The sequence below is a fragment of the Streptomyces sp. NPDC056987 genome (genome assembly GCF_042673865.1).
Taxonomy (GTDB): Bacteria; Actinomycetota; Actinomycetes; order Streptomycetales; family Streptomycetaceae; genus Streptomyces.
Genome location: NZ_JBHURV010000017.1, coordinates 72,617 through 98,678, shown reverse-complemented (window position 1 = coordinate 98,678; position 26,062 = coordinate 72,617). Strand labels below are relative to the sequence as shown.

The following is a 26,062-nucleotide window of genomic DNA, read 5'->3' as shown; positions in this document are numbered from 1 at the left end:
GGTGCAGGGGCACGGGCAGGGGGCGGAGGGCAGATGCCGGAGAGTGGATGTCAGCGGATGTCAGATGTTGAGGATGTCCAGGACGCGTTCCAGGAGGAGCACGCCCCCGAGTCCGAGGACGGAGAGCACGGTCGTATAGGTGGTCCGTGCCTTGATCGCCTCGACGACCGACAGGTTGAAGTACTCCTTGAACATCCAGAAGCCCGGGTCGTTGACGTGCGAGAAGGCGATCGAGCCGCAGGAGACGGCCAGCACCATGACCTCGGGCGGCACCCCGCTGCCCGCGAGCAGCGGCAGCACCACGCCGGACGCCGTGACGACGGCGACGGTCGCCGAGCCCAGGGCGACCCGGAGGATCACGGCCACGAGCCAGGCGAGGACGACCGGCGAGATGGACCAGCCGTCGGTGACGTCCTTGATGTAGTCCGATATGCCGCCGTCGACCAGGACCTGCTTGAAGGCCCCGCCGGCGCCGATCACCAGCAGGATCATCGCCATCGCCTGGGCCGCTCCCCGGCATGAGGCGCTGACCTCCGACAGGCTCCGGCCGATCCGCGGCCCGAACGCCCAGATCGCCACGACCAACGTCAGCAGCAGGGCGATCGGGGCCGAGCCGATGAAGGCGACGAAGTGCGTGAGCGGGGTCTGTGCCGAGGTGGCCATGTCGGTGACAGCGGCGCCCGCGATCAGCACGACGGGCAGCAGGGCGACCGCCAGCGACCAGGCCGTGCCCGGCATCTCCTCTTCCTCGAAGACGCGTTCGCTCACCAGGCCCTTGGGCACGGAGGGGTTCATGGCCCGGACGAACGCGAGCCGCGGCCACACCAGGGCGATGACCGCGCCGATCGGCACGGCGATGAACAGACCGTAGAACAGGGTCAGTCCGACGGAGGCGTGGAAGGTCGAGGCCACCGCGGTCGGCCCCGGGTGCGGCGGCAGGAAGCTGTGCATGGTGGACAGGGCGATGGACATCGGCAGCCCGACCCACAGGAGGTTCGCCCGGGTGACGCGTACGAGCGTGAAGACGACGGGCACGATGATGACGAAGGCCACCTCGTAGAACATCGTGACGCCGATGAGCATGGCCGTCGCCACCATCGCCACCTGCACCCCGCGGGTGCCGCAGACGGCGAGGAGCCGGGTGGCGATGCGCTGGGCGGCGCCGGAATCCCCCATCACCCGGCCGACCATCGCGCCGAGCCCGATGGTGAGCATCGTGTCGCCGATCTGTCCGCCGATGCCCTCGGAGAGGACGTCCGCGATCTCCGTGAGGGGAATGCCCTGGACGACGGCGACCCCGACGGCGACGAGCAGGAGGGCGGCGAAACCGTTCAGCTTGAGCCGTGTCATGAGGAAGAGCAGGACCAGGACGCTGATCCCTACGACGACAAGTGGCATGGGTCAGTTCCCCTTTGAACTGTGCGCCGAACTGTGCACCGGGCAAGCGGATGAACCGTGCGGTGGAGCAAGGGGTGTGAACGCGGGCGGACCGCGCCCCACGGCGGAGCGGGGATCAGTGCTTTGTCTCTATATAAGGACGTCGTCCACGTACAAGAACAGAGGCTAGAGAGGCTAGAGAGGTGAGCCCCACGGGGTCAATGGGTCTGCGGCGACGGATTGACCTTCGGCGCCCGTCCCCGTCGATGCCCATCCCCGTCGGCTCCCGCCGCCCTCGGTTGCTCCTGCCCGGCCCACGGGCCCATGGTGGAAGGACCGAGGCGAGGGCGGTTGTGCACGATGACGCGATCGGAGGCCGCCGGTGGCGACCGGGCGGCGTGGCCGGAGGATCCCGCCACGGAAACCGCCACGGCGAGGGTCACCGTGGATCCGCGCGGGATCGTCACCGGCTGGAACGAGGCGGCGCGGCGGCTGCTCGGCTACCGGTCCTCAGAGGTCGTCGGACGGGCCGCCGCCGGGCTGCTGGCCACGGAACCGCACCCGGGGACGGTGCGCGCCCTGCGAGCGCTGCCGCGGTGGAACGGGACGGTGACGCTCCGCCACCGGGACGGCCGCGCCCTCCCCGTGAGCCTGCTGGCCCACCACCGGATGCCGGACCGCGCGGGCGGCGAGGGGGCTGACGGAAGGGGCGGAGGCTCCGGCCGTGACGGCGGATGGCTCCTGGTCTCCGCGCCGGCCGGCCCGCCGGCGCCGCTGCCCGCCGAGGCGCTGGCGATGTGGGCGTTCACCCAGTCCCCGGCCACGATGGCGCTCTACGACACCGGTCTGCTGCTGCGGCTGGCCAACCAGGACATGGAACGCGTGATGGGTCTGCCCGAGGAGGCTATGCGGGGCCTGCGCGTCTCGGAGATCGTGGCGGATCCGCAGGGCGACCGGACGGAACAGCTCATGCGCCGGGTGCTGGCGACCGGCGCGCCGCAGCAGGGGCAGGTGGCGCTGCGGCTGGCGGGCCACGAGCGGGAGAGCGTCTGGGCGCTCTCCCTCGTCCCGGTGCGGGACACCGCGGGAACGGTGCGGGGCGTGCTCCTCTCGGCGCGGGACATGACCGAGGAACACCTGGCCAGGGAGCGGCTGGTGCTCCTCAACGACGCCAGCCTGCGGATCGGCAGCACCCTGGACCTCGCCCGCACCGCGGAGGAGCTCGCCGACGTGGCCGTCCCGCAGCTCGCCGACTTCGTCACCGTCGACCTGCTCCCCTCCATCGAGGGCGGCGGCGACCCGCGCGCCGGTGCCCCGAGCGGCCCCGTCCTGCTCCGCCGGGTCGCCGTCCGCTCCGTACTGGCGGGCTGTCCCGAGGCCGTGGTCCCACGCGGCGCGGTGGCCACATACCCGGGCGGCTCACCCGTGGCGGAGTGCCTGGCCACGGGCCGGCCGCTGATCCGGGAGCTGACCGACCGCGTGGTGGCCGGGTGGGAGCGCGAGGACCCGGAGCGGGCCGCGCGGGTGCGGCGGTACGGCATCCACTCGGTGCTGGCCGTGCCGATGCGGGCCCGCGGCATCACCCTCGGCGTGGCCGTCTTCACCCGCCACCGGCGCCCGGAGCCCTTCACCCCGGACGACCTGCTCCTGGGTGGGGAGATCACCGCCAGGGCCGCGGTGTGCGTCGACAACGCCCGCCGGTACGCCCGCGAGCGCCGGACCTCCCTCACCCTCCAGAGCAGCCTCCTGCCGGCCCGGCCGCCCCGGCAGGCCGCCGTCGAGGTCGCGTCCCGCTACCTGCCCGCCGGCACCCAGGCGGGCGTCGGCGGCGACTGGTTCGACGTGATCCCCCTCTCCGGCGCCCGGGTCGCCCTCGTCGTCGGTGACGTGGTCGGCCACGGCATCCGGGCCTCGGCCGCCATGGGCCGGCTGCGCACCGCCGTCCGCACCCTGGCCGACGTCGACCTCCCGCCCGACGAACTCCTGACCCATCTGGACGACCTCGTCATCCGCCTCTCCGCCGAGGCCGGCGGCGACAACGGCGCCGGTGCCACAGGCGATACGGGCGACACCGGCGCGACGTGCCTGTACGCCGTCTACGACCCGGTCTCCCGGCGCTGCTCCCTGGCGCGCGCCGGCCATCTCCCACCCGCGCTGGTGACCGCCGCGGGCGCCGTGGAGTTCCCCGACGTCCCGGCGGGCCCGCCGCTGGGCCTCGGCGGCCTGCCCTTCGAGACCACCGAGCTGGAGCTGCCCGAGGGATCCGTCCTGGTGCTCTACACCGACGGTCTCGTCGCGTCCCGTGACCGCGACCTCGACGAGAGCCTCGGCACGCTGCGCGAGGTGCTGGCCCGTCCCGCCCCGTCCCTGGACGCCACCTGCGACGCCGTGCTCCGCGCGCTCCTCCCGGACCGCCCGGCCGACGACGTGGCCCTGCTGATGGCCCGTACCCGTGCCCTGGACGCGGCCCATGTCGCCACCTGGGAGGTTCCGCACGACGCCGCCGCCGTCGCGGAGACCCGGAAGAACGCCTGCCGCCAACTGGCCGCCTGGGGCCTGGACGAGGCGGCGTTCGTGACCGAGCTGGTGGTCAGCGAGCTGGTCACCAACGCCGTCCGGTACGGCGACGCCCCCGTCAGGCTCCGGCTGATCCGCGACAGCGACCTCGTCATCGAGGTCTCCGACGGCAGCAGCACCACCCCCCACCTGCGCCGGGCCCGCACCTTCGACGAGGGCGGCCGCGGACTGCTCCTCGTCGCGCAGCTCACCCAGGGGTGGGGCACCCGCCAGACGTACACCGGCAAGACGATCTGGGCGGAGCAGAGCCTCTCCGCCGGCTGACCGGGCCGGTCACGTGGAGAGGCCCACCCGTGCCGTGGAGACACCGACGATCAGTTCGGTGGCGACGCGCACCCGGCGGGCGCGCTTGGGCGGGTTCGGCTCCTGGAGCAGGCGTACCGCCTCGGTACCCGCCTCTTCGAGCGGGACCCGCAGCGCCGTGGTGTCGGGCCGGTCCGTGCTGATCGCGGTCAGATCGTCCGACGCGGCCAGACTGATGTCACCGGGGACCCGCACCCCGGCGTCGCGCAGCCCCAGGCGCAGGCCGATCAGTAGGTAACTGCTGTACGCGACCACGGCGGTGACGGCCCGTTCGGCGGCGATGTGTTCGGCGACGGCCAGTCCCGCGTCGATCCGGGGGGCGACGGGGCCGAGGACCGTGAGGTCGACGCCGCCCCGGTCGGCCGCCTCCTCGACGGCGGTGGTGCGGCGTTCGGCCATCCACGAGCCCTCCGGGCCGCCCACATAAGCGATGGAACGGTGGCCGAGGCCCGCCAGGTGCGTCACGATGTCCGCGACGCCGCCGGGGGTGTCGATCAGGACGCCGGGCACCGAGGGCACCGTACGGTCCACGGTGACGGCCGGCAGCTTCGCGGTGAAGGCCCTGATCACCGGGTCCGGGCTCACAGGGGCTATGAAGACGAGCCCGTCGACGCGGGAGGCGAGCTGCCCCGCCAGCTTCTCCTCGCTGCTCCGGGAGCCCTCCGAGACGGCGAGCAGGATGTTGTCGCCGTCCTGCGACAGCGCCCGCTGCACCCCGGTCACGATGGGGGCGAAGTAGGGATTGGCGAGGCTCGGGACGAGCACGCCGGTCAGGCCGGTCCGGCCGGTGGTCAGCGCGCGGGCGCTGGCGTTGAACTCGAACCCCATGGCCTCGGCGGCGGCCCGTACCCGCTCGCGCGTACCCGCCGCGACCATGCCGGGCCTGCTCAGCGCGCGGGACGCGGTCGCCGTGGACACCCCCGCCGCGCGTGCCACGTCCGACAGCCTCACCATCTCCGCCCCCAGGGTGTGCGTAACGGGATCTTTACACGAGCGCGTTGACGCTTCGATTCCAGCGTGAGTATCGTCCCCCACTGCCGGTTGCTGCAACCGGTTGCAGCAACCGGTTGTAGGAAACTCCGAACAGAAACATCCGGCAGAAACATCCGACACAGATCCAGAGAGGAGGCGTGGCCGTGTCCCGGAAGGCCACCCTGGGGCTGCTGCTCGCGCCCGGCCTGGCCCTGCTGGCCTTCGGCTTCGCGTTCCCCTTCGTCACCACGCTCTTCGCGCCGCCCGCCGCCGAGGACCCCGATGTCGTCGGCACCCTGGGCTCGCTGCTCACCGACGGCTACGTCCTGGGCGTCCTCGCCCGGACCGTGCGCGTGGCCGTCACCGTCACCGTCGTCTGTCTGCTCTTCGGCTTCCCGACGGCCTATCTCATCTCCCGCGCCCCGAAGAGCCGCCAGGGTCTGCTGCTCGCGCTCGCGGTCTTCCCGCTGCTGCTCAGCACGGTCGTACGGACCTTCTCCTGGCTGGTCATCCTCGGCCGCAACGGCATCATCAGCGATGTCGTCCTGGCGACCGGGCTCACCGACAGCCCGCCGGAGCTGCTGTACACGGAGTTCGCCCTGGTCGCCGGTCTCACCCAGCTCTTCATGCCGCTGATGATCCTGACCTCGTACAGCTCGCTGTCGCACATCGATCCCGGTCTGGAGGACGCCGCCCGCGGTCTCGGCGCGAGCCCCGGCCGGGCCTTCCGGCAGATCGTGCTGCCGCTCGCGGTGCCCGGCGTCCTGGTCGGGGCGACGCTGGTGTTCGCCGGGGCGGTCACCGCCTTCACCACGCCGCTGCTGCTCGGCGGCTCCCGTAACCGGACCCTGGCGACCCTGCTGTACGACTACGCGAACGTGAAACTCGACTGGAACGGGGCGGGCGCCGTCGCCCTGCTCATGACCGTACTGGTGCTCGTGGTCGGCTGGGCCTCGGGCAGGATATCGGCGAAGGTGGCCACGTCGTGAAGCAAGGTGGCCGCGTCGTGAAGCCCCGACGCCCCGTACTCACCCTCCTGGCCACCCTGGCCATGGCCTTTCTGCTCGGGCCGATCCTGCTCGTCGTCGCCATCGGCTTCTCGTCCGGGGACACCGTCGAGTTCCCGCCGTCCGGGCTCTCCACCCGCTGGTTCGAGCAGGCGCTCTCCAACGCCGCCTTCCAGCAGGGGCTGCTGACCAGTCTGCTGGTGGCCGCGGTGGCGACCCTGCTCGCGCTGGTGCTGGGCATCCCGGTGGCCCTGGCCGTGCAGCGCCACCGCTTCCGCGGCCGCAAGGCGGTGGAGAACCTCTTCCTCTCCCCCGCGATCGTCCCCGAACTCGTCCTGGGCTTCGCCCTCTTCCAGCAGCTCATGGTGACCCTGCGGATCACCGCGCTCGGCGCGCTGCTGATCGGCCACACCGTCCTGCTGCTGCCGTACGCGGTCCGGGTCACCGGCGCCTCGCTGGCCCTCTCGGACCCGGCCCTGGAGGAGGCGGCCCGCGGCCTCGGCGCCGGGCCGCTGCGGACGTTCTTCTCGATCACCCTGCCCGTGATGGCACCGGGCATCGTCTCGGCGTCCGTGCTGTCCTTCCTCACCTCGTTCAACAACGTCCCGCTCTCGCTGCTGCTCAAGGGACCGGGAATCTCCACCCTGCCCGTCGAGATGCTCAACTACGTCGAGTTCTCCTACGACCCGGTGGTGGCCGCGGTGAGCACCCTGCTGCTCGCCGCCACGGTCGGCGCGGCCCTGCTGACGGAACGCCTCGTCGGCTTCAACAAGGTCTTCGGCCGATGAGCGCGGCGGACGACAACAGGAGCGACCGGAGCGATCAGAGCGACCGGTGCGACAGGAGTACTTCGATGAAGCCAGTGGTTCAACTCGAATCGGTCCACCGGGAGTTCGGCGGGACCGCGGCGGTCCGGGATCTCGATCTGACCGTGCGCCGCGGTGAGTTCACCGCGCTCATCGGCCCCAGCGGCTGCGGCAAGACCACCACCCTGCGCATGATCGCCGGGTTCCTGGAGCCCACCGCCGGCCGCATCCTGCTGGAGGGCGAGGACGCCACCCGGCTCCCGGCGGAGCGCCGCAACATCGGCATGGTCTTCCAGTCGTACGCGCTCTTCCCGCACATGACCGTGGAAAGGAACGTCGCCTTCGGTCTGAAGATGCGGGGCGTCCCGGACGGCGAGCGGCGCACCCGGACGGGCGAGGCGCTGGAGATGGTCGGCCTCTCCCACCTCTCCGGCCGCAAGCCGAAGCAGCTCTCCGGCGGCCAGCAGCAGCGCATCGCGCTCGCCCGCGCCATCGCCGTACGCCCCTCCGTCCTGCTCCTGGACGAGCCGCTGTCCAACCTCGACGCGCGGCTGCGGATCCAGATGCGCCAGGAGCTCGCCCGTATCCAGCAGGAGACCGGGCTCACCGCGATCCTCGTCACCCATGACCAGGAGGAGGCGCTGGAGCTGGCCGACAGCATGGTCATCCTCAACCAGGGGACCGTCGCCCAGCAGGGCGCCCCGCGCGAGGTGTTCCGCGCCCCCGCGAGCCGCTTCGTCGCCGAATTCCTCGGCTACGACAACTTCGTCGAGCTGCCGGACGGCCGTACGGTCACCATCCGGCCGGAGCACGTCGAGGTGCTCGCCCCCGAATCCCCCGCGCCCGCCGGGGGCACCACGGTCGACGCCACCCTGACCGCCGTACGGTTCCGCGGCACCGACTGTGTCGTCACCGCCGAGTCCCAGGGCCGCACCGTCCTGGCCACCAGCACCGACTTCGGGCTGAGCGCCGGGCGCCGGGTGCGCCTGCACCTCCCCGCCGAACACGCCGTAGACCTCCCCGCCGAGCCCGCCGGGGACGTCCCCGCGACGCACGCCGTGGACCTTCCCGCGACGCACGCCGCGGACCTCCCCCCGAGCCAGGAGACTCCCACGCCATGAGGCGACTCGCCGTCACCACCGCCGCCACCCTGCTGATCCTGCCGCTGGCCGGCTGCGCCGGCTCCGCCGCCGGAGAGCAGGATCCCAAGAAGCTGACCGTCTCCACCTTCGGTTTCGGCGCCGACCTGTTCGAGAAGAACATCGTCAAACCGTTCGAGAAGGAGACCGGCATCGAGGTCGAGATCGAGAGCGGAGCCAACGCCGAGCGGCTCACCAAGCTCAGGATCAACCGCTCCAACCCGACGGTCGACGTCGTCATGATCTCCGACCTGTTCGCCCGGATGGGCCGCGAGCAGGGGCTGTTCGACAAGGTCGACGCGTCGGCCCTGCCCAACCTGGCGAAGATCCACGACTTCGCGAAGGACGAGGACGGCTACGCCCCCGCGTACACCTACCAGTTGCTCGGCATGCTCTACCGCACCGACAAGGTCGACAAGGCACCCGGCGTCAAGGACCTGTGGGACGCCGGGAACAAGGGCAGGATCGCCCTCCCCGACATCTCGACCAGCGCCGGGGTGCCCTTCCTCTACAGCACCGCGGCGACCTACGGCTCCGGCCCCGGGGACACCGACACGGCGTTCGAGAAGCTCGCCGCCAACTCCCCCAACGTACTGAAGTACTTCAACCGCAGCACCGAACTCGTCAGCCTGCTCGACCGGGGTGAGGTGGAGATGGCCCCGGCCCTCGACCTCTTCGCCATCGACTCGGTCACGGCGGGCAAGCCGATCGCCTGGGCCCCCCTCGACAAGGGGCGTTACGTGGTCTCCAACACCGCGCAGCTGGTGAAGGGCGCCCGCAACAAGGCGGGAGCGGAGAAGTTCATCGACTACCTGCTGTCGAAGGAGGTCCAGGAGAAGGCCGCGGCCACCTTCCACGACAAGCCGGTCAACAAGGACGCCACGATCCCGGCGGCGATCACCGAGGTGGTGGGCGAGGCGGCCGCCGACCCGGCGGCGAACGGCTTCACCACCCCCGATCTGAAGCTGGCCGCCGAGAACAACGACAAGTGGGTCGACCGCTTCCAGCGCGAGGTGTCCGGATGAGCCACCCGCAGACGTCCGGCTCCGAGACGGACCGCTCCGAGACGGCCCTCCCGGAGACCTCGGAGACGACGCGCCCGGAGCCCGTCGTCATCGACTGCGACCCCGGCATCGACGACGCCGTCGCCCTGCTGCTGGCCTTCGCCTCGCCCGAACTCGACGTCACCGGCATCACCACCGTCGCCGGGAACGTGGGCATCGGACAGGTCGTCGACAACGCGCTGCGCCTCTGTGATCTGATCGGCGCGGAGCCGGACCTGCCGGTGGCGCGCGGCCATGCGGGCCCCCTCGCCCGCGCCGTCCGGGTCCCGGACGAACCCGTGCACGGCGAGGGCGGGCTCGGCGGCGTCCGGCTGCCCCCGTCGGCGCGGACGGCGCACCCGGACCACGCCGTCGCCTGGCTCGCGGCGCGGTTGCGCGCCTGTCCGCCCGGCGGCCTCACGCTGATCGCCACCGCGCCGCTCACCAATGTCGCGGCGCTGCTGCACGCCCACCCGGAGGCCGCCCCCGCGATCAAGGAGATCGTGGTGATGGGCGGGGCGGCCTTCGCCCCGGGCAATGTCACGCCGTCGGCCGAGTTCAACTTCTTCGCCGATCCCGAGGCGGCCCGGTTCGTGACCGAGGCCGGGGTGCCGCTGCGGATCGTCGGACTCGACGTGACCCGCGCGGCGCTGACGACGCGGTCCGACATCGACCGGCTGCTGGCCGACGGCGCGCCGGTCACCGGCGCGGCGGGCCGGATGCTCGACCATCTGGCCACGCGGTACGCGCGGCGCCACGGCGTCGACGCCTGCGCGGTCCACGACGCGCTGGCGGTGGCCGCCGCCGTACGCCCGGACCTGATCGAGTGGACCGACGCATGGGTGACGGTGGAGTGCGGGGGTGAGTTCTCCCGCGGCAAGCTGATCGCCGATGTGCACGGCCGCACCGGGTTCGCGCCCAACGCCAAGGTGGCCACCGGGGTGGACGCCGACGCCTTCCGCGCCTTCCTGATCTCCCGGCTGCTGCGTACGTACGGGGCCGACGCGCCCCGGAGCGGGCCGCCGGCCGCCCCGGCCTGATCCGCCGCGCACGCCCCGGGCTCGCCGCGCCGATGCCCCTGCGCACGCCGCGCCGATGCCCCCGCGCCCACCGAAGCCGACGACCGAAGCTGTCGACCGAAGCCGGCCGACCGAACGAGAGAACCCTCGATGCCTGCGCCCAGCCACTGCGACCTGCTGATCCGCGGAGCCCGCGTGGTCTCCGTACACACCGGGGAACTGACCGCCGCCGATGTCGCGATCACCGGCGACCTGATCCGCGCCCTGCTCCGTCCCGGCACGCGGATCGAGGCCGCGCGCGTCATCGACGCCGACGGGCTGCTGGTGGCTCCCGGCTACATCGACGCGCACATGCACATCGAGAGCTCGCTGCTCGCCCCGCGCGAGTTCGCCAGGATCACGCTGCCCCGCGGCACCACGACGGTCCTCGCCGACCCGCACGAGATCGTCAACGTCGCCGGGCGCGCGGCCATGGCGTGGATGATCGAACAGGGCCGTGGCGCCCGGCAGTCCATGCACTGGGCGGTGCCCTCCTGCGTACCGGCCCTGGAGGGGTTCGAGACGGCGGGGGCCGCGCTCGGCGCCGACGACATCGCCGAGATGCTGGACTGGGAGGGAGTCACCACGCTCGGCGAGGTGATGGACTACCGGGCCGTGGTCGACGGCGGCGAGCGGATGCGCGAGATCGTCGCCGCGGCCCGCGCCAAGGGCGTACGGCTGGACGGGCACTGCCCGAACCTGTCCGGTGACGACCTGGGCGAGTACCTGTGGGCGGGCATCGACTCCGACCACACCAAGAACTCCCCGGAGGTCGCGGTCGAGAAGGCCCGGCTCGGAATGCTGCTGATGCTCCAGGAGAAGTGCCTCACCCCGGAGCTGGTGAGCAGCCTCGCCGCGCTGCCCGTCCTGCCCGACTTCTGCCTGGTCACCGATGACCTCGCGGCCGACGCCATCGTCGGGCGCGGCCACCTCGACCACATCGCGCGGGTCGCCGTCGGCGCCGGGATGGACCCGATGACGGCGCTGCGCGCGCTGACCCTGCACCCGGCCCGCCGCCTCGGCCTGGACGACCGGGGCGTGGTGGCGCCCGGCCGGCGCGCGGACCTGGTGCTCCTGCGCGACCTGGCCGACTTCACCCCCGTCACGGTCGTCTGCGGCGGTGAGCCGGTCGAGGAGAGCGCCCCCGCCGAACTCTCCGGCAACCCGTTCGCCGACTCCGTCCACCTCGACCCGCTGGCGGCGGACGACCACGAGTGGACCGTGGACCTGCCGGACGGCGAGCACACCTTCCGGGCCCTGCGGGTCAATCCGGTGGACACCTTCACCGAACCGGCCGAGGTCGTCCTGCCCGTACGCGACGGCGTCGTGCGCTGGGAGGGCCGGACGGCGGTGCTCACCGTCTTCGAACGCCACCACCGCAGCGGGCGGCGCGCGACGGCGCCGGTGGTCGGCTTCGACCTGTCCGACGGGGCGGCGGCCACCACGTACGCGCACGACAGCCACAACCTGACGGTGGTCGCCACGACCGCCGCGGCAATGCGTGAGGCCGCCAACCGGGTCATCGGCTCGCACGGCGGGATCTGTGTGGTCGCGGCGGGCCGGGAGCCGGTGCATCTGCCGCTGCCGGTGGCCGGGGTCCTCTCCGACCGCCCGGCCGAAGAGGTCGCGCGGGGGGCGGCCGCGATCCGCGACGCCCTGCACGACTGGGGCTGGGCGCACCGGAACGCGTTCATGTCCCTCTCGACCATGACGCTGCCGGTCTCCCCGCAGGTGAAACTGACGGACCTGGGGCTGGTCCGGGTGGTCGACCGCGCCTGGGAGCCCGCCGTCCTGAGCTGAGCCGGCCGTCCTGAGCTGAGCACGGCGCCGGCCGCTACGGCCCCGGCGCCCGCTCCCTTGGTTCTCCTGGCCGTGCCTCAGTCGAGGAGGCGGAAACCGTGGCCGGTACGGGTGATACGGCCGCCCGGGAAGTGGGTCGGGTGTACGGCGGCGCCGGTGTCCGCGGCCCAGTCAAGCACGCGGGCGCGGGAGGCGCGGGCCTGCGCCGGGTCGAGGCAGAAGAAGCTGTTGGTGGCCGGTTCGAGCAGCTGGGCCGGGTTGTGCAGGAGGTCTCCCAGGAAGACGGCCCGGTCGCGGAGTTTCAGCACGGACGCGCCGGGGGTGTGGCCCGGCGCGGACTCCAGGACGAGGTCGCGGTCGACACGGTGCCGCTTCCCGCGCCACAGCACCGCCTGTCCGGCTGCGATCACCGGCGTGACGCTGTCCTCGACGGCCGGGTCGTCGCGGAAGTGCTCGTAATCCGCCTCCGGGAACAGGTACGTGGCGTTGGGGAAGGTCGGCACCCACCTTCCCCTGTCCAGCCGGGTGTTCCATCCGACGTGGTCGGTGTGGAGGTGGGTGTTGATCACGAGGTCCACCTTCTCGGGGCGGATGCCCAGGAGTTCGAGATACCGGGACTTCTGCTGGTGGAAGTCCGGGGACCCGGGGCGCTCCTTGTCGTTGCCGATCCCCGTGTCGACCAGGACGACCCGGTTGTTCCGGCGCAGGACCCAGGTCAGCGACCGGGTGACCAGCCGGCCCTCGGCGGGGTCCCAGAACTCGGGGTGCGCGTCCCAGAACTCCTGCGGCAGGTCGGGGAACATCACGGTCGGCTGCCTGGTGTGCCAGGTCTTCTCGACCACGTGACGCACGGTGCGGGCGGCCTTTTCCGGTCCGCCTGGACGCGGGGCGGCGTTCGCCCGTGTCGCCGCGCCGAGCGCGAGCGCGGTCATGCCGCCGACCATGCTCCGTCGTGATACCTGCCGCATGGGTTGTCCTTCCGGGGGAGTTCGGGTTGGCAGCGCCGTCGGCACCCGGGCGCCGACGCGCCGCGCGGGGCGGCGGCCGGGCGGATGCGCCGGACGAGCCGGGGCGTGCCCTGCTCGTGGACGCTGCTCGCAGGCCCGAGTCTGCCGCTGCCCGCCTGATCCAGCCTGCCCCTGTCAGGAGCAGGCTGGATCAGGCCACCCTGCCGGTACGGCTACTGCCCCTCCCGGCAAACATTGCCGGTCGCGGCACTAGTTGCCGGCGAGGGCCCGGCCGGCGTCGCGGGCGGCGGCCCGGGCCTGGGTGTGCTGCTCCTCGGCGAGGTCCCGCAGGCTCTCCATGGCCGGGTTGGTGGCCGCGAGGGTCAGCTCACGCTTGACGAGGGTGAGGTCGGCCTGCCAGATGTCGCCGACCACGCGCTCCAGGTACGGGGTGGAGTGGTCCCAGCCCTCGCGCGGGGTGCCGGGGCCGTAGCCGCCGCCGAGGGTGGTGACCAGAAGAGTAGGGGTGCCCTTCAGCAGCGGGGTGGTGGGACCCGCGCCCGCGATGACCAGGTCGGCCCAGGTCTTGAAGTGCTGCGAGACGCCGTAGTTGTAGAGCGGCACGGCCAGGATCACGGTGTCCGCGTTCTCCAGCTCCCCGGCCAGCTCGGCGGCGAGGGCGAGCGCCTCGCGCTGCCCCGGGGTGTGGTCCGCCTCGGGGGTGAACCCGGCGGTGGTGGCGTGGGCCCAGGCGTCCGAGGGCAGCGGGTCGGTGCCCAGGTGGCGCCGGGTGATGGTGCCCTGGGGGTGCCCGGCGGTCCACTCGGCCTCGGCGAGGTCGGCGAGCTGGGCGCTGTGGGAGACACCGGGCAGGATGCTGGCGTCCAGGCGGAACAGGTTCATGTACGTGGCTCCTTGAGGCGGCGGTCCGCGACTGCGGGCATGGCGGGGTACGGCGGCCCGGTTGTCGTCCGGCGCCGTGCGACACTCGCCAGCATAAACGGACTTCACCCCGGTTATATTTCGGAAGGGTAGATTGGCCATGTGAACCGGCCTGTAGTGCCCTTCGGGAAGCCGCGTGGGGAACGTGCCGACGCGGTGCGCAATCGCGAGCACCTGCTGGAGACGGCGCGCGAGATGATCGCGGAGCACGGCGTGGAGAAGCTGACCATGGACGGCCTGGCCGAACGCGCCGGGCTGGGCAAGGGCACCGTCTTCCGCCGCTTCGGCACCCGCGCCGGAATCTTCCGCGCCCTGCTGGAGGACGACGAGCGGCGCTTTCAGGAGCAGGTGATGTCCGGCCCGCCGCCGCTCGGGCCGGGCGCCGACCCCAAGGACCGTCTGATCGCCTACGGCCGCGCCCGTATCCCCTTCCTCCTGCACCACCACGCCATGGCACGGGCCGCGATGGAGCGGGGCGGGCCGACGCCCGAGAGCGGGATCAACCTGACCCGGCTCCACATCCGTATGCTCCTCGGCCGGACCCGCGGGGACATGCCCGAGCTGGACAGCCTCACCCTCCAGCTCGCGGCGGCGCTGGAGGGCCCCCTGCTGCTCTACGTGTCCGCGGCCGCACCCACCGCACCACCGGACCCGGACACCGCCCGCCATCTCGTCAACAGCTGGCAGGCGCTCATCGAATGCGTCACCGGACGACACCGCGCGAGCCCGACCCCGGACGAGCCCGACGCGGTGCCCGAGTCCTAGCAACTGCCGTTCGACACCTGCAGCCCCTTGCCCGCTCCGGCCGTCCGGCTCACGATGTTCGGCACGCAGGCCGTCGCGTCGAGGCTGTAGGAGTACGGGATGCTGATCGTCGTGTTGGACTGCGGGTTGGGCCCGGCGGGCTTGTTCTCGCTACTGGGAGCGGACCAGGTCACATTGTCGAAGGTGTTGCCGGCGACCTGCCAGTAACCGACCGTGTCGGTGTAGAAGGTGCCGAGGACGTCCTTGGAGTCCTCGAAGTAGTTGTTGTCCACCTTGGCCCGGGCCCCGGCACGGGAGTTGATGCCGGAATCGTTGAGCCGCACGTAGTGGTTGTTGTACATGTGGGCGATGCCGCCCCGCAGCAGGGGCGCGCGGGAGTCGATGTTCTCGTACCGGTTGTGGTGGTACGAGATGAAGCCGTTCGAGAGCTCGGTCTCACTGGATCCGACGAGCCCGCCGCGGCCGGAATTGCGCAGGATGCTGTAGGACAGGGTCACGTACTGGGTGTTGTCCTTCATGTCGAAGAGGCCGTCGAACCCCTCCGACTCCCCGCCCGACGCCTCCAGGGTGGTGTGGTCGACCCAGATGTTGCGGACGTTGCGCTCCATGCCGATGGCGTCACCTCCGTTGGAGGTGGGCGAGCCGGACTTCTTGACGTTCCGCACCGTCACGTTCTGGATGATGATGTTCCTGGAGTCCCGGACATGGATGCCGAGTTGGTCGAAGACGGCTCCGCCACCGACGCCCAGGATCGTGACGTTGCTGATCTCCTTGAGCTCGATCACCCCGGCGGCGGTGTTGCAGCTGCTGCCCGACACCTTGGTGGTGTTGCCGTGGTTGATGGTCCCCTCGACCTCGATGGTGATCGGGGTGCTGCTGCTGGCCCGGCCGCACAGGGCCTGGTGGATCGCGGTGCCCGTGGTGGCCCGTACGGTCTGTCCGCCCGCCCCGCCGGTCGTCCCGCCGTTCTGGGTGGCGTATCCGGTGGCACTGCCGACCGCGACCGCGTCCGTGGGCGTCGAGACCACCACACCGGTGGCGGCCGCGAGGGCCGCGGTGGCCAGCGCCGCGTAGAGGCGCAGTGAGACTGGTTTCTTCATGCTCGGCTCTCCTCGTTCGTCTTGGCGTACCGGGCACGGCGCACGACATGGAGCAGGGCCTGAACACGTGACACGCTCATGCCAAATCCACGTCGGGCGGGGCTGCCGGTCCTCTCCGGTCAAGCCCTGCTCGGCCCAGTTGCGGGATGCTTTTCTGCGGTGCGATCAAGCCGGCCGTTCAGCCACGGCCCGAACCTGCGCGACCCGCCTCCCGTCACGGGAAGCCGTCGCCACTGAACCGTGCCGGACGGCGCGATACGTCTTCGTCATGGCGTACGCCCTTCGCTCCACGACGCGTCGGCGTCCTGGGCGCGGCCCCGTGCCGGACCGGTGGCGGCTCGTGCGTGAAGTCACGGTGGTCTGCCGCGACTTGACTTTCACCGGAACGAGGATCACGAAGGGAGAAAGCGCTTTCCGGTGGTGAGGATAGGGCGGCCTGGCCTGGCTGGCAAGGTTCTGGACGCCCGCGAAATCAGGCCGCGACACGGAGCGTGCCTCACCCGCCTGGCGATGCGCGGCGCAGGAGACGACAATGAGATGGGCCGGATGCGGACCACGTCCGCTCCCTGCTGTCCCGAGCCCGCATTCGGGCGTCGACCGGCACGGCGGTACAGCAGGCGAACTGTCATGGAGGCCGACCATGAAGGACTCGATGCTGAACCTGGCAGTGGACTACCCGCTGCTGAACCTGTTCTGGACCATGATGATGGTCCTTCTCTGCGTGCTCTGGTTCATGCTGCTCTTCCGCGTCATCGCCGACATCTTCCGGGACGACGAGCTGAGCGGCTGGGGCAAGTCGGGATGGACCATCTTCGTCATCCTGCTGCCCTTCCTCGGCGTGTTCGTCTACATGATCGCCCGCGGGCGAGGGATGGGCGAACGTGAGATGAAGCTGGCCCGCCGGAACGAGGAGCAGTTCCGTTCCTACGTACGCCAGAGTGCCGGAGTCGGCAACCAGGCGGAGGAACTCTCCCGGCTCGCCGATCTCAAGAACCACGGTGAGATCACGGCAGAAGAGTTCGAACGGGCCAAGGCCAAGGTCCTCGCGGCTTGATCCGCTGACCGCGGCCCCGTCGGGGGCCGACCCTGATTCAGTGGCCCAGCGCCCCCAGCGGCCGAAGAAAACGGCTCGGTTCCCCGCTCCACGAGATCGTGAGCGCGTCCCGTGCCCGGGTCGCGGCGACGAACAGGAGGGAGCGGGCCCGCTGCAGTTCCCGTCGGTGGCGCGGTTTGTCGGTCCGTTCCCAGGTGTCCACCGCCGAGCGGGGGACCAAGCCCTCCGACACACCGGCGATGATCATGCGACGGTACTCAAGTCCCTTGAAGCGGTACATGGTGCCCACGTGCACGCCCTCGACGCCTCGCGCCCCGTCACCGGTGATCTTCGTGGCCATGATTCCGCGTCTGCCGAGCCGGGCCACGACCTCGTCGGCCATGTCGTTCGTCGGGACGCAGACCGCGACGGACTCGCGCGGGACGTCGTGCCATTCCTGTACCTGCTCGACCACAAGATCGAGTTCACCGTCCCAGCTGTCCGCGCTCCGCAGGGCCGGACGTCCGCCGTGCAGGACCGACCGGTATCCGCCGAGATCGTCGGTGCTGCCGTCCAGGTCGTCGTAGTCGGTCCCTTCGAGGATGCCGATCGCGGTCCCCAGGATCTCGCGGGTGGTGCGATAGCTCAGGGTCAGTTTCGCCGAGCGGCCCCGGATGTTGATGCCCAGGCTGCCCAGGGTGACCTGGTTGTCGTAGATCCTCTGGTGTGTGTCACCGACGAGGAAGATGTCGTCGGCCTCCTGGGGCACCATGGCCCGCAGCATCTTCCAATGGGCGGCTCCGAGGTCCTGGGCCTCGTCCACGACGACATGCCGGTAGCGGTGGCGCAGCCAGGCGCCCGTCCCCGACTCCACGTGGATGTTGCCCGGACCGCCGCGTTCCTCCTCCTGCCGCCGGCGTTCCTCGATCTTGTGGCAGCGGGCCATCTCCAGCTGTGCCGCCCGTTCGGCCACTTGGCGGTGGGTCTCCAGCCCCTTCACCTCAAGCCGCTGGGTGAACCGCTCCGCGAGCTGCCAGATCTCCGCCCGGTCCGTGCGGCTCACGCTGCGGCCCCGGCCGGCTCGCCGGGCTTTGAAGTAGTCGGCGCGTGACCCCACGGCCTGGCCGAGGATGACCTGGTTCCACTCGTCGCAGAGGAATTCGGCGTCCCAGCGGGTCTCGTCTGCCTCCACCAGCATGTGGCGCCACTCGCGCAGCACCTGTGTGTCGTCGATCCTGCGCTTGGTGTTCCCCGGATCCGCCTCGCTCACCACACGCGTCGCCAATTGGTCGACATGCAGGATGTCGACGCGCGCGAGTGTCTGCGGACCGCCGAGCGAGAGGAGCCGGGACCGCAGGTCGGCGGCGAGATTCTTGTTGAAGGTGGTGAAGAGAACCGGCTTGGTCCGGCCCGGGGGCAACGTGTCGACAAGGTGTTTCACCCGGTGCAGGGCCACGATCGTCTTGCCCGTTCCGGGGCCGCCGCCCACGCGGGCCGGGCCGGAGTACGCGCGTCCCACCAGTTTCTCCTGGGTGGGGTGGAGGAACACCTTCCACCGGCCGAAGTCGCCCTCCTCGATGATGCTCCGCAGCGACTCGTCATCAGTGATCACCACGGCCTGCGAGCGGTCGGCCGCCGCCCGCCAGTCGTCGCCGTGGGCGCCCTCGGGTGATTCCGCGGGCGCGACGGCGACCGGTGTGGTCACCTCCTCCATGACCTGCTCGTACGGGACGCCGTCACGCAGACGCAGGAGGACTTCGCCCGTGTGCCGTGGGGCGTATTCGGCGAGTCCGAGCAACTCGTCGTCCGTGGTGAGCTTGAGGACGATCGGAATCAGCGGTTCGGCCACGCCCAGGTCCGCCAGCTGCCGGGGAGAGTACGCGGCGAACAGCGGGGGGTCGGAGGCGACGGGCTCCTGAGGGGCGGGCACGGCGGGGAGCGGGGGGCCTTCCGGGCCGAGGATGTCGTCCTCCACCACCTGGAGGTCCACGTACTCGATCGCCCCGGTGATGTGGTTGATGCCGTAGGCGAGCCGGCCGAGGTTGCGGTGGACGTGTCCGCGGTGCTTGACGGACACGAGCAGCCAGTCGTTGCCGCCGAGCCGCACGAGCAGTGCCCGGTACTCGCGGTTGACGCGCGCCGACCACAACCGCTCGTGCCCCTTGAGCTGTTTGAGGTCGAACCCTGGTGCTTCGGGGTTCTTGCGGAACTCGTGCTGGAACTTGTAGACCGCGCCGACGATCGCCCGGTCCAGCTTGACGATCTCCTTGTCCGCCTTGTCGAGCAGGCGGAGGGTGGTGCCCGCGGTCGGCGCGCCGGTACTGGTCATCGGTCGTGCTCCTCGTCGTCGTTCGTGGCCGGGCGGCCGTCCGTCCCGGTGGGCCGGGTGAGGGCCGCGGCAAGTTCACGGGCGTCCCACTCCGTCGCGGTCCGCACCGTCCACCCCGCCGCCGCGTAGGCGCGGTCGCGGTCGCGTGCCTCGGCGACGGCGGCCTCGTCCGTCCGGTCGGGAGCGAGAACGACGCCGACGCGGTGACCGGGCCAGGCCAGTTCGGCGGGCCAGGCCGCGTTCCCGAGCTCGAAGCCGGCTTCGGGTGCGGGCGCCGCGGACCGGATCAGTACGTCGACAAGCTCGGTGAGACCGGGTTCCTCCACCAGGTAGGCGACGACCTCGTCCCAGGCGGGATCACGCACGGTCGCCGGCGCCGGACCATCGGTCGCCGCGGCCGTCGCCGGACCGGCCTCTTCCGTGACGGGCACCGCCGGCACCGCCGGACCGGACGGCGTCCCCCGACAGGACTCCAACCAGCCGGCTCCGCCCGTCACGGCGAGCTCCGCCGTGTCGAAGCCGGCCAGTTGACCGGCCGTCAACTGGACACCGTCGCCGTCGCCGTCGTTGAGGAACTGGAGCAGGTTGGTCCAGTACAGCCAGGCCTGCCAGCGCCGGCGGTGGGCGTTCTCGTCCTGGGACACCACGTCCGGACTGTCGTCGAGCACGGTGAGCGCGGTCCATACGGCTCCTGCCTGCCCCCCGCGCAGGTCGAGGGCGACGGTCAGGGGGCACCCGCTGCCGTCCCGGGTGGCCATGACCTGAACGGCTCCCTGGCCGCCGGCGAGCCGTTTGCCGTGCAGAGCCTCGGCGATACGGTGTCCGACCTCGGCGCCGTCGGCCAGCGCGCGACTGGTCGCCGACACCGCGGCGAAGCCGGCCAGCGCGCTCTGGGTACGCCGCCGCCACACCGCCGGGTCCGGGGTGGTCAGGTAGCCGATCAGCGTCTCGACCGGGTTGGTCCACACGAAGCGCCGCAGATCACGTGGGTCGTCGCCGTGCAGGCGCCGGTGGATGTCCGACGCGGTCTTCTGGGCCGTGTTCTGGTAGGGCACCCACACCGGAGCGGTGGGGGGTTTGGCGTCTCCGGTCCAGGCGCGTACGTCGTCCCAGGTGAGCTGGAAGACCTGCCAGCCGTGCCGGGCGCGCAGCCGGGTCCGTTTGGCGGCGTCGGAGGCGACGCGGTTGTGGTCGGGGCTCGCGTGGTAGCGGTAGCCGTCCAGGTAGACGGCGACCCGCCTGCGGTCGTCGTCGAGGCTGCGGAAGACCACATCGGGCACGGTGAAGCCCAGGTCGGTCTGCGTCTCCATGCGCCAGCCGCTGACCTTGCCGTCGGGCGCGGTGAACCGCAGTGTCGTCTCGCGCTCGCCGTCGGGGGTCTGCGCGGAGCGCACGCTCACCTCGTCGTCGCCTTCGGCCCAGGAGAGGAGCCCGCGCCGGAACAGGGCTTCCAGCTCGCTCTCGACCTGCTGGTCGAGGCTGATGCCCCGGGTCGTCGCGGTCTCCTCGGTCGCCCAGGCCTCACCGGTGCTGCCCAGGAGTTCGCCCAGCATGTCGAGGGCGTGTTCCCGGGAGACCAGTTCGTACTCGCTGTCGGAGACGTACCGGAGCAGGCAGCGGTGGCAGGCGGGCCGCTCCTCGCCGACGCACGGGCAGCGCTCGATGATCTGGCGGGCCCGGGTCAGCACATCACGCAGTCCGTCCGGTCCCGCGAGCCGGTGCAGATAGCCGGTACCCCCGGGAAGGGAGTCGTAGAGGACCAGGAAGTGCCTGCGGATGTCGGTGCCGGGCTCGGGCATCGAGTCGGTGACCACGGCCAGGTGATCGGGGTCGCCGCCGTAGCTCTGGGCGATGCCCGCGAGGAGCAGCGCCTTGAAGGAGGCGAGACGCTCCTGGGTGTAGGCGGTGACCGCGGGGATGAGGATGCGCAGCGCCTCGCTGCGCAACTCGTGGGCGAGCAGCAGTTTGACGCCCGCCTGGGCTGTCTGCGTCTCGCCGGGCGCGTCGCGCAGCCGGGGGCACCAGGGCCGGTGGTACTTCGAGGGGCGGAACGCGCCGAAGGCACTCTGCTGTCCGGCCTGTGCGGCGGTGGGGCCGCCGTCGGGGTCGGCGTAGCCGCAGGAGTCGCAGGCCCAGAAGGGGTTGAGCCGTACCTGGCGCCCCGCGAAGGCGCTCTCCGCCCCGGTGTCCACCCGGGAGGCGCCGACGTTGAGGTGGCGGATCACCGCCTGCCGGGTGAACTCCCAGCCGAAGGTGGCCTTCTTGTGCTTCCACCCCGTCTCGATGTGCTCCTGCGGGATGTCCACGGCGGGAACCACCGTGTAGTGGCGCCGCTCCCGCTCGTCGGTGTCGTCGCGCACCCGGACGTCGTCCCGCTGGTCGCGGGCCGTCACCCGGTGGGGCACCAGAACCCTGTGCAGACAACCGACATCACCGATGGCCGCGGACCCGCAGCGCGGACAGGGACCGGCGTCCTGCCGCGCCTGCCGGGTGCGGATGTGGCCGCAGTCGGGGCAGACGCGCCACCACAGCCACGCGGGGCGGCTCGGGCTGCCGATGTCGAGGCCGGTGACCCGGTGCTTGTAGCCCTGCACGTAGTAGTGGTTGCCGGGCGCGAAGTCCGTGAGCGCGAGGCGCGCCGACCGCTCGTACCTGAGTACCTTGCTCTGGTGCTCGGGCCGTCCGTCCTTGCCGTCCTCCCGCCAGGTGAGGGTGGCTTCGAGTTCGGTCGCCGCGTCGACGAGGCTGTAGTTGGGCAGCAGCCCGAGGTCGACGAGCGCGCCGTGTGCGGTGGTGCGGCTGATCTCGCCCGCGTGCCGGGAGACGGCTCGTCGTTCGGCCCGCAGTTCCCTGCCCTGCCGGTCGTGTTCGGGGTCACCGGCGACCAGTGCGTTCAGGGCGTCGTCGATCGACGTGATGCGGCGCCGCATCTCGCCGCGCCGGTCCTCCCACTGGTCGCGGGCCTCCTTCAGGACGTCGGCGAGACCCCCCGTCGCGTAGGCGCGCAGCGCCTCGGCCGCCTGCGGCGAGACGCCCGTGCCCTTCACCTCGTCGTACGGCGGGAACAGCCCGAGGAAGGCCGTGGCGAGCCGGGCGCCCTCGGCCAGTGCGGCCCGCTCGAACTCGGACAGCCAGGCCGAGGGCCCGAACAGGTCGGTGGCCAGCCGGGGCAGCGGGCTGAGCGCGTCCCCGTCGCCGTCCGGCGCGGGCAGGCGTCCGGCGCCGGCCAGGTCGAGGAGGTGGGCGAGGTACTGGCGGCGCAGGATCTCGCTCGCGGAGAGGAAGCAGCCGGGCGGCTGGATGTCCCCGGCGATCATCTGCCGGGGGTCGTCCAGGTAGTAGCGGTCGCGGGGCCCCCGGTCGACCATCGTCAGCAGATAGGCGTTGCCGGTGGCGCGGCCGGCCCGGCCCACCCGTTGCACGTAGTTCGCGGGCCCCTTGGGCAGCGAGGCGAGGACCACGGCCGACAGGTCGCCGATGTCGATGCCCAGTTCGAGGGTGGGGGTGCAGGACAGGACCTGCGGGTTGGCGTAGTGGGTCCGGACACCCTCGCGGAACGCCTTCTCCACGGCTTCGCGTTTGGGCCGGGTGAGGGTGCCGGTGTGCTCGGCGGTGTTGATGGTGAAGACGCCGGCGTCGCGGTACATCCTGCGGTAGAAGTCCTGGGTGAAGTCCCTGCGCCGGACACCGCTCTCCAGGTCCTGGCCGGTGCGCAGCACTCCGCCGCAGCGGTAGCGGGGGCAGGGCTGTCCGTGCCACTGGTCGGCGAGGGCGGGGTGGACGGTCTGTTCCCAGGAGCAGACCGGGCAGTGCGCGGAGGCCTCGGCGACCTGGCCGTCGGTCAGCTTGCGCACCTGTACGTGACCGGGCTGGAGGCCGTAGACGCGCGTGGAACCGTCCTTGGCGGTGCGGGCGGACAGCACGCCCGCGTCGACCAGAGCGGGAAGCAGCCGGACGAGGAAGGCGTTGGCGGCGTCGGGGCTCAGGCCGAGGCTGCGCCGGGTCCAGTCCTGGTACCAGCCGAGGCGGCCGGTGACGACGTCGAAGTCGTCGCTGCCCTGTTTGGGGCTGCCGAGCAGGAACGCCGGGGCGGACACGCCGGGCGGGAACGCGGGCATGCCGGCCACGCGTCCGCCCCAGATCAGCCAGCGCCGGACGCCCGCCTGCTCCAGCCAGCCGTCGAGCCAGGCGTGCCGGACGGCGCCGCGCGTGCGCAGCCGCTCCAGGAGGCCGCGTACGTGCCCGGTCCAGTGGTCCGGTCCTGGCAGGGATCCGTCCGGCAGCGCGATGTCTCCCGGGGTGGTGTGCAGGAGTTCGCGGACGATCTCGGCGACCGCGTCCGGGTCCTGGAGCGGTACGTCGGCGGCGATGGTGCGGGTCAGCTCCAGGGTGCGGCCGCGCCGGGACCTCAGCCCGAACTCCATGACCGTGGCGAAGGCGAGCCGCTGGGCGATGAGTTGCCAGGTGTCGCGGGATCCGTGGCTCCGTCCGGAGAGCAGGGTGTCGACGCCGCGCACGACATGCAGGTCGGGCGGGATCACCGCGGCCCGGACCGCCTCGCTGTCCACGACGTCGGCGATGAGGTCGGCGGCCAGGTCGCTCAGTGCGATCGGCTCGTCCTCGCCGATGCGGCTGGCGAGCAGGGAGCGCAGCGAGAAGGTGTACGAGCGGTTCGCCACGTATCCGGCGCGGTGGGCGGCGTCCTGGACGGAGTCGTTGAAGAGGAGGGTCTTGTCCTCGTTCAGGTTCTCGTCGAGTTCACCGCCGGTGAACAGCTGGGTGATGGAGGCGGCGGCGAGCGCGGCGAGCCCGGTCCCGAGGTAGCGGATGGCGTTGAACGTGCGGCAGGCGGGGCACTGGTCGCCCCGGGCGGCCCGGTCGTCGCCGAGGTCCACCCAGACGAACGCCGCGTCGTGCGGCAGCTTGGCGGTGCCCGCGCCTTCGCCGTTCCGCGGCGGGTCGAAGTCCTTCTCGGGCGAGAGCGGGCGTACCCGTCCGTTCAGCCCGTCGAGCACCATCACGGTGGGGCCGCCGCGCTGTTTCCCGGTCACGAAGGCCGCGTCGCAGGCCTGTTGCGGGGTCGCGGCGATCATGTTGCGGACGCGGCTCTTGTCACGGCCGACGGAGGCCCGGCGGATCTTCGTGGCGGTCATGTCGAGTTCCGCCGGGTCGACCTCCGGGGAGAGCGCTGCCCAGCCGGAGCGTCCGCATTCGCGGCAGAAGACCGCGGGCAGGAAGACCTGCGCGGGTGGGGGCGCGCTGTCGTTCGCGGGGAGGGCCTGACCGGCGTCACCGGCGGGGGCGAGAGCGTCGGCGCCCCGGCCTGCGCCCCTCCGGGCGGTCGTCCGGGCGGTCGGCCTGCCGCCCGGCGTCATCCTTTCGTCGTCCCACCGGAACTCCGGCCTCGCCGCGCTGATGCCGCGCAGTACCCGGGAGACGGAGCGCACCCAGTGGTGCACCTCGACGGAGAGGAAGGGGCGGGTGGGGTGCTCGGGGTCCCGGGCCGTGGACAGCAGGGCGACGTAGCGCGCGAGTGCCTGGGCGGCGACGGCCGGGCTCCGCTGAACGGCCACGCCCCAGTGGTAGGCGTAGCGCGGCAGGATGTCCATGATCTCCGCCATGGTGCGCGGCCGGCCGTCCAGGATTTCCAGGACCGCGGCGGTCAGCCGGTGGCGGCGCAGATGTCTGCCGAGCTGTGCGGCGTCCAGGCCGCTCTTCCCGGTGAAGGCGGCGGCCAGCCGGTCCAGCGCCCCGGGGTCGCGGGTGGGATCGCCGAGGTCCACCACCTCCTGCGGGGAGGGGAAGGGAAGGGTGAAATCACTGTCGCCCGCGAAGTCCTGGGCGCTGCGCCGGTCCTCCCCCACGACGGCTTCCGGCGGGAAGGGGACGCCGAACACCTGCTCCGCCACGTCCAGCATCGACCCGCCGGCCGGGTCCGCGGTGCCCTCGCCGAGGGTGGCGGAGGTGGCGACGGGGCAGACCCGGCCGAGGGGCCGGCCCGGCTCGGCCAGACCGGCGACGGCGCCGAGGCGGCGCAGCAGCATGGCCACGTCGGTGCCCTGGGCTCCGTCGTAGGTGTGGAACTCGTCCAGGACGACGTAGGCCAGCACGGAGCCTCCCGGCTCCTGCCACAGCCGCTGGTCCTCGGGCCGCTGGAGCATCAGGTCCAGCATCTTGTAGTTGGTGATGAGGATGTCGGGCCGGGTGCGCCGGATCTCGTCCCGGTCGACCGCGACGCGCGGGTTGGCCCGTTTGAACTCCTTGGACGCCTTGTCACCGATGTAGAGCGCCGCGCGTACCCCGGCGTCCCGGAGCCGGGCGTCGCGGGGGCTGTCGAGGTAGTTGTTGATGCGGTGGGCCTGGTCGGTGGCGAGCGCGTTCATCGGGTAGAGGAGGACGGCCTTGACGCCTTCCCTTCCGGCCTCCCGCTCCCGTCGGCAGTGATCGAGGAGCGGGACGAGGAACGACTCGGTCTTGCCCGATCCGGTGCCGGTGGTGACCAGGGTGGGCCTGGCCGGGCCGTGCAGGGTCGACAGCCGCTCCCAGGCCCGTTCCTGGTGCCGGTAGGGGGTGAAGTTCCTGGTCCGCGGCCACCAGGTGAGGTGCCGCTGCCAGTCCTTGTTCGCGGCGGAGCGGAAGGGCGTACGGATGCGCAGGTAGGGGCCCCGGAAGATGCCGTCGTCGGCGTCGCCGAGGAACTGTTCCAGAGCGCCGCGGGTGCCTTCGTCCGCCAGCGCGTACGTCGTCGACAGGTACTGGCTCAGGCTGTCGCGTACCTGCTCGGCGGCGAGGGTCGGTCGCACCGCTTCTCCTTCGTTCCTCTGTCCGTGGCGTTCCTGTGTCCGTGGGCGCCGTCAGCCGGCG

15 protein-coding genes and 1 pseudogene are annotated in these 26,062 nt (G+C 71.8%); 9 read left to right on the top strand and 7 right to left on the bottom strand.

The genetic code is table 11. From position 1 onward, the window contains the following. Positions 1 to 60: 60 nt before the first annotated feature. Positions 61 to 1,398 carry a gluconate:H+ symporter gene (locus ACFTZC_RS20780; RefSeq protein ID WP_382891760.1) on the bottom strand — a complete coding sequence of 446 codons (1,338 nt, stop codon included), beginning with the start codon at positions 1,396 to 1,398 and terminating at the stop codon, positions 61 to 63. 339 nt (positions 1,399 to 1,737) lie between these two features. Between ACFTZC_RS20780 and ACFTZC_RS20775 the strand changes: the two genes are divergently transcribed. Further along, positions 1,738 to 4,218, top strand: coding sequence for a SpoIIE family protein phosphatase (locus ACFTZC_RS20775; protein ID WP_382891758.1), 2,481 nt, complete (start codon positions 1,738 to 1,740; stop codon positions 4,216 to 4,218). A 9-nt stretch (positions 4,219 to 4,227) separates the two neighbouring features. Here the strand turns inward: ACFTZC_RS20775 and ACFTZC_RS20770 are convergent, their stop codons facing one another. Beyond that, positions 4,228 to 5,193, bottom strand: coding sequence for a LacI family DNA-binding transcriptional regulator (locus ACFTZC_RS20770; RefSeq protein WP_382891756.1), 966 nt, complete (start codon positions 5,191 to 5,193; stop codon positions 4,228 to 4,230). Between the two features lie 200 nt (positions 5,194 to 5,393). Here ACFTZC_RS20770 and ACFTZC_RS20765 point away from each other — a divergent pair, with 200 nt between their 5' ends. From ACFTZC_RS20765 to ACFTZC_RS20740, 6 genes are all read left to right on the top strand, one after another. Beyond that, complete coding sequence (locus ACFTZC_RS20765; protein WP_382891754.1) at positions 5,394 to 6,218, top strand: ABC transporter permease; 825 nt, start codon at positions 5,394 to 5,396, stop codon at positions 6,216 to 6,218. Positions 6,219 to 6,235: 17 nt separating this feature from the next. Next, positions 6,236 to 7,024, top strand: a complete 789-nt coding sequence (locus tag ACFTZC_RS20760) for an ABC transporter permease (RefSeq protein ID WP_382891752.1) — start codon at positions 6,236 to 6,238, stop codon at positions 7,022 to 7,024. 65 nt (positions 7,025 to 7,089) lie between these two features. Next, positions 7,090 to 8,163, top strand: a complete 1,074-nt coding sequence (locus ACFTZC_RS20755) for an ABC transporter ATP-binding protein (RefSeq protein ID WP_382891750.1) — start codon at positions 7,090 to 7,092, stop codon at positions 8,161 to 8,163. Beyond that, complete coding sequence (locus ACFTZC_RS20750; protein ID WP_382891749.1) at positions 8,160 to 9,206, top strand: ABC transporter substrate-binding protein; 1,047 nt, start codon at positions 8,160 to 8,162, stop codon at positions 9,204 to 9,206. Before ACFTZC_RS20755 ends, ACFTZC_RS20750 begins: the two co-directional genes overlap by 4 nt. Next, positions 9,203 to 10,264 (top strand): nucleoside hydrolase, encoded by a 1,062-nt coding sequence (locus tag ACFTZC_RS20745; protein ID WP_382891747.1) that lies wholly within the window; start codon positions 9,203 to 9,205, stop codon positions 10,262 to 10,264. Before ACFTZC_RS20750 ends, ACFTZC_RS20745 begins: the two co-directional genes overlap by 4 nt. Positions 10,265 to 10,393: 129 nt before the next feature. Further along, positions 10,394 to 12,082, top strand: coding sequence for an adenine deaminase (locus ACFTZC_RS20740; protein WP_382891745.1), 1,689 nt, complete (start codon positions 10,394 to 10,396; stop codon positions 12,080 to 12,082). Between the two features lie 77 nt (positions 12,083 to 12,159). Here the strand turns inward: ACFTZC_RS20740 and ACFTZC_RS20735 are convergent, their stop codons facing one another. After that, a complete protein-coding gene (locus ACFTZC_RS20735; RefSeq protein WP_382891743.1) occupies positions 12,160 to 13,050 on the bottom strand; it encodes an MBL fold metallo-hydrolase in 891 nt (296 codons plus the stop codon). Positions 13,051 to 13,299: 249 nt separating this feature from the next. Further along, positions 13,300 to 13,932, bottom strand: a complete 633-nt coding sequence (locus tag ACFTZC_RS20730) for an FMN-dependent NADH-azoreductase (RefSeq protein ID WP_382891741.1) — start codon at positions 13,930 to 13,932, stop codon at positions 13,300 to 13,302. A 141-nt stretch (positions 13,933 to 14,073) separates the two neighbouring features. On the opposite strand from ACFTZC_RS20730, the gene ACFTZC_RS20725 reads away from it, so the two are divergent. Further along, a complete protein-coding gene (locus tag ACFTZC_RS20725; protein ID WP_382891739.1) occupies positions 14,074 to 14,736 on the top strand; it encodes a TetR/AcrR family transcriptional regulator in 663 nt (220 codons plus the stop codon). On the opposite strand, the pseudogene ACFTZC_RS20720 reads toward ACFTZC_RS20725, so the two are convergent. Then, positions 14,736 to 15,836: pseudogene (locus ACFTZC_RS20720) on the bottom strand (polysaccharide lyase family 1 protein); the annotation flags it as partial. The gene ACFTZC_RS20725 and the pseudogene ACFTZC_RS20720 sit on opposite strands and share 1 nt — an antisense overlap. A 640-nt stretch (positions 15,837 to 16,476) precedes the next feature. Here ACFTZC_RS20720 and ACFTZC_RS20715 point away from each other — a divergent pair. Continuing rightward, positions 16,477 to 16,890, top strand: coding sequence for an SHOCT domain-containing protein (locus tag ACFTZC_RS20715; RefSeq protein WP_382891737.1), 414 nt, complete (start codon positions 16,477 to 16,479; stop codon positions 16,888 to 16,890). Positions 16,891 to 16,927: 37 nt separating this feature from the next. Here ACFTZC_RS20715 and ACFTZC_RS20710 read toward each other — a convergent pair whose 3' ends face one another. Both ACFTZC_RS20710 and ACFTZC_RS20705 read right to left on the bottom strand, forming a co-directional pair. After that, positions 16,928 to 19,198 (bottom strand): UvrD-helicase domain-containing protein, encoded by a 2,271-nt coding sequence (locus ACFTZC_RS20710; protein ID WP_382891735.1) that lies wholly within the window; start codon positions 19,196 to 19,198, stop codon positions 16,928 to 16,930. Continuing rightward, on the bottom strand, positions 19,195 to 26,001 hold the full coding sequence (locus ACFTZC_RS20705; RefSeq protein ID WP_382891733.1) for a DEAD/DEAH box helicase: 6,807 nt from the start codon (positions 25,999 to 26,001) through the stop codon (positions 19,195 to 19,197). The genes ACFTZC_RS20710 and ACFTZC_RS20705 overlap by 4 nt, the downstream gene beginning before the upstream one ends. Between the last annotated feature and the right edge of the window lie 61 nt (positions 26,002 to 26,062).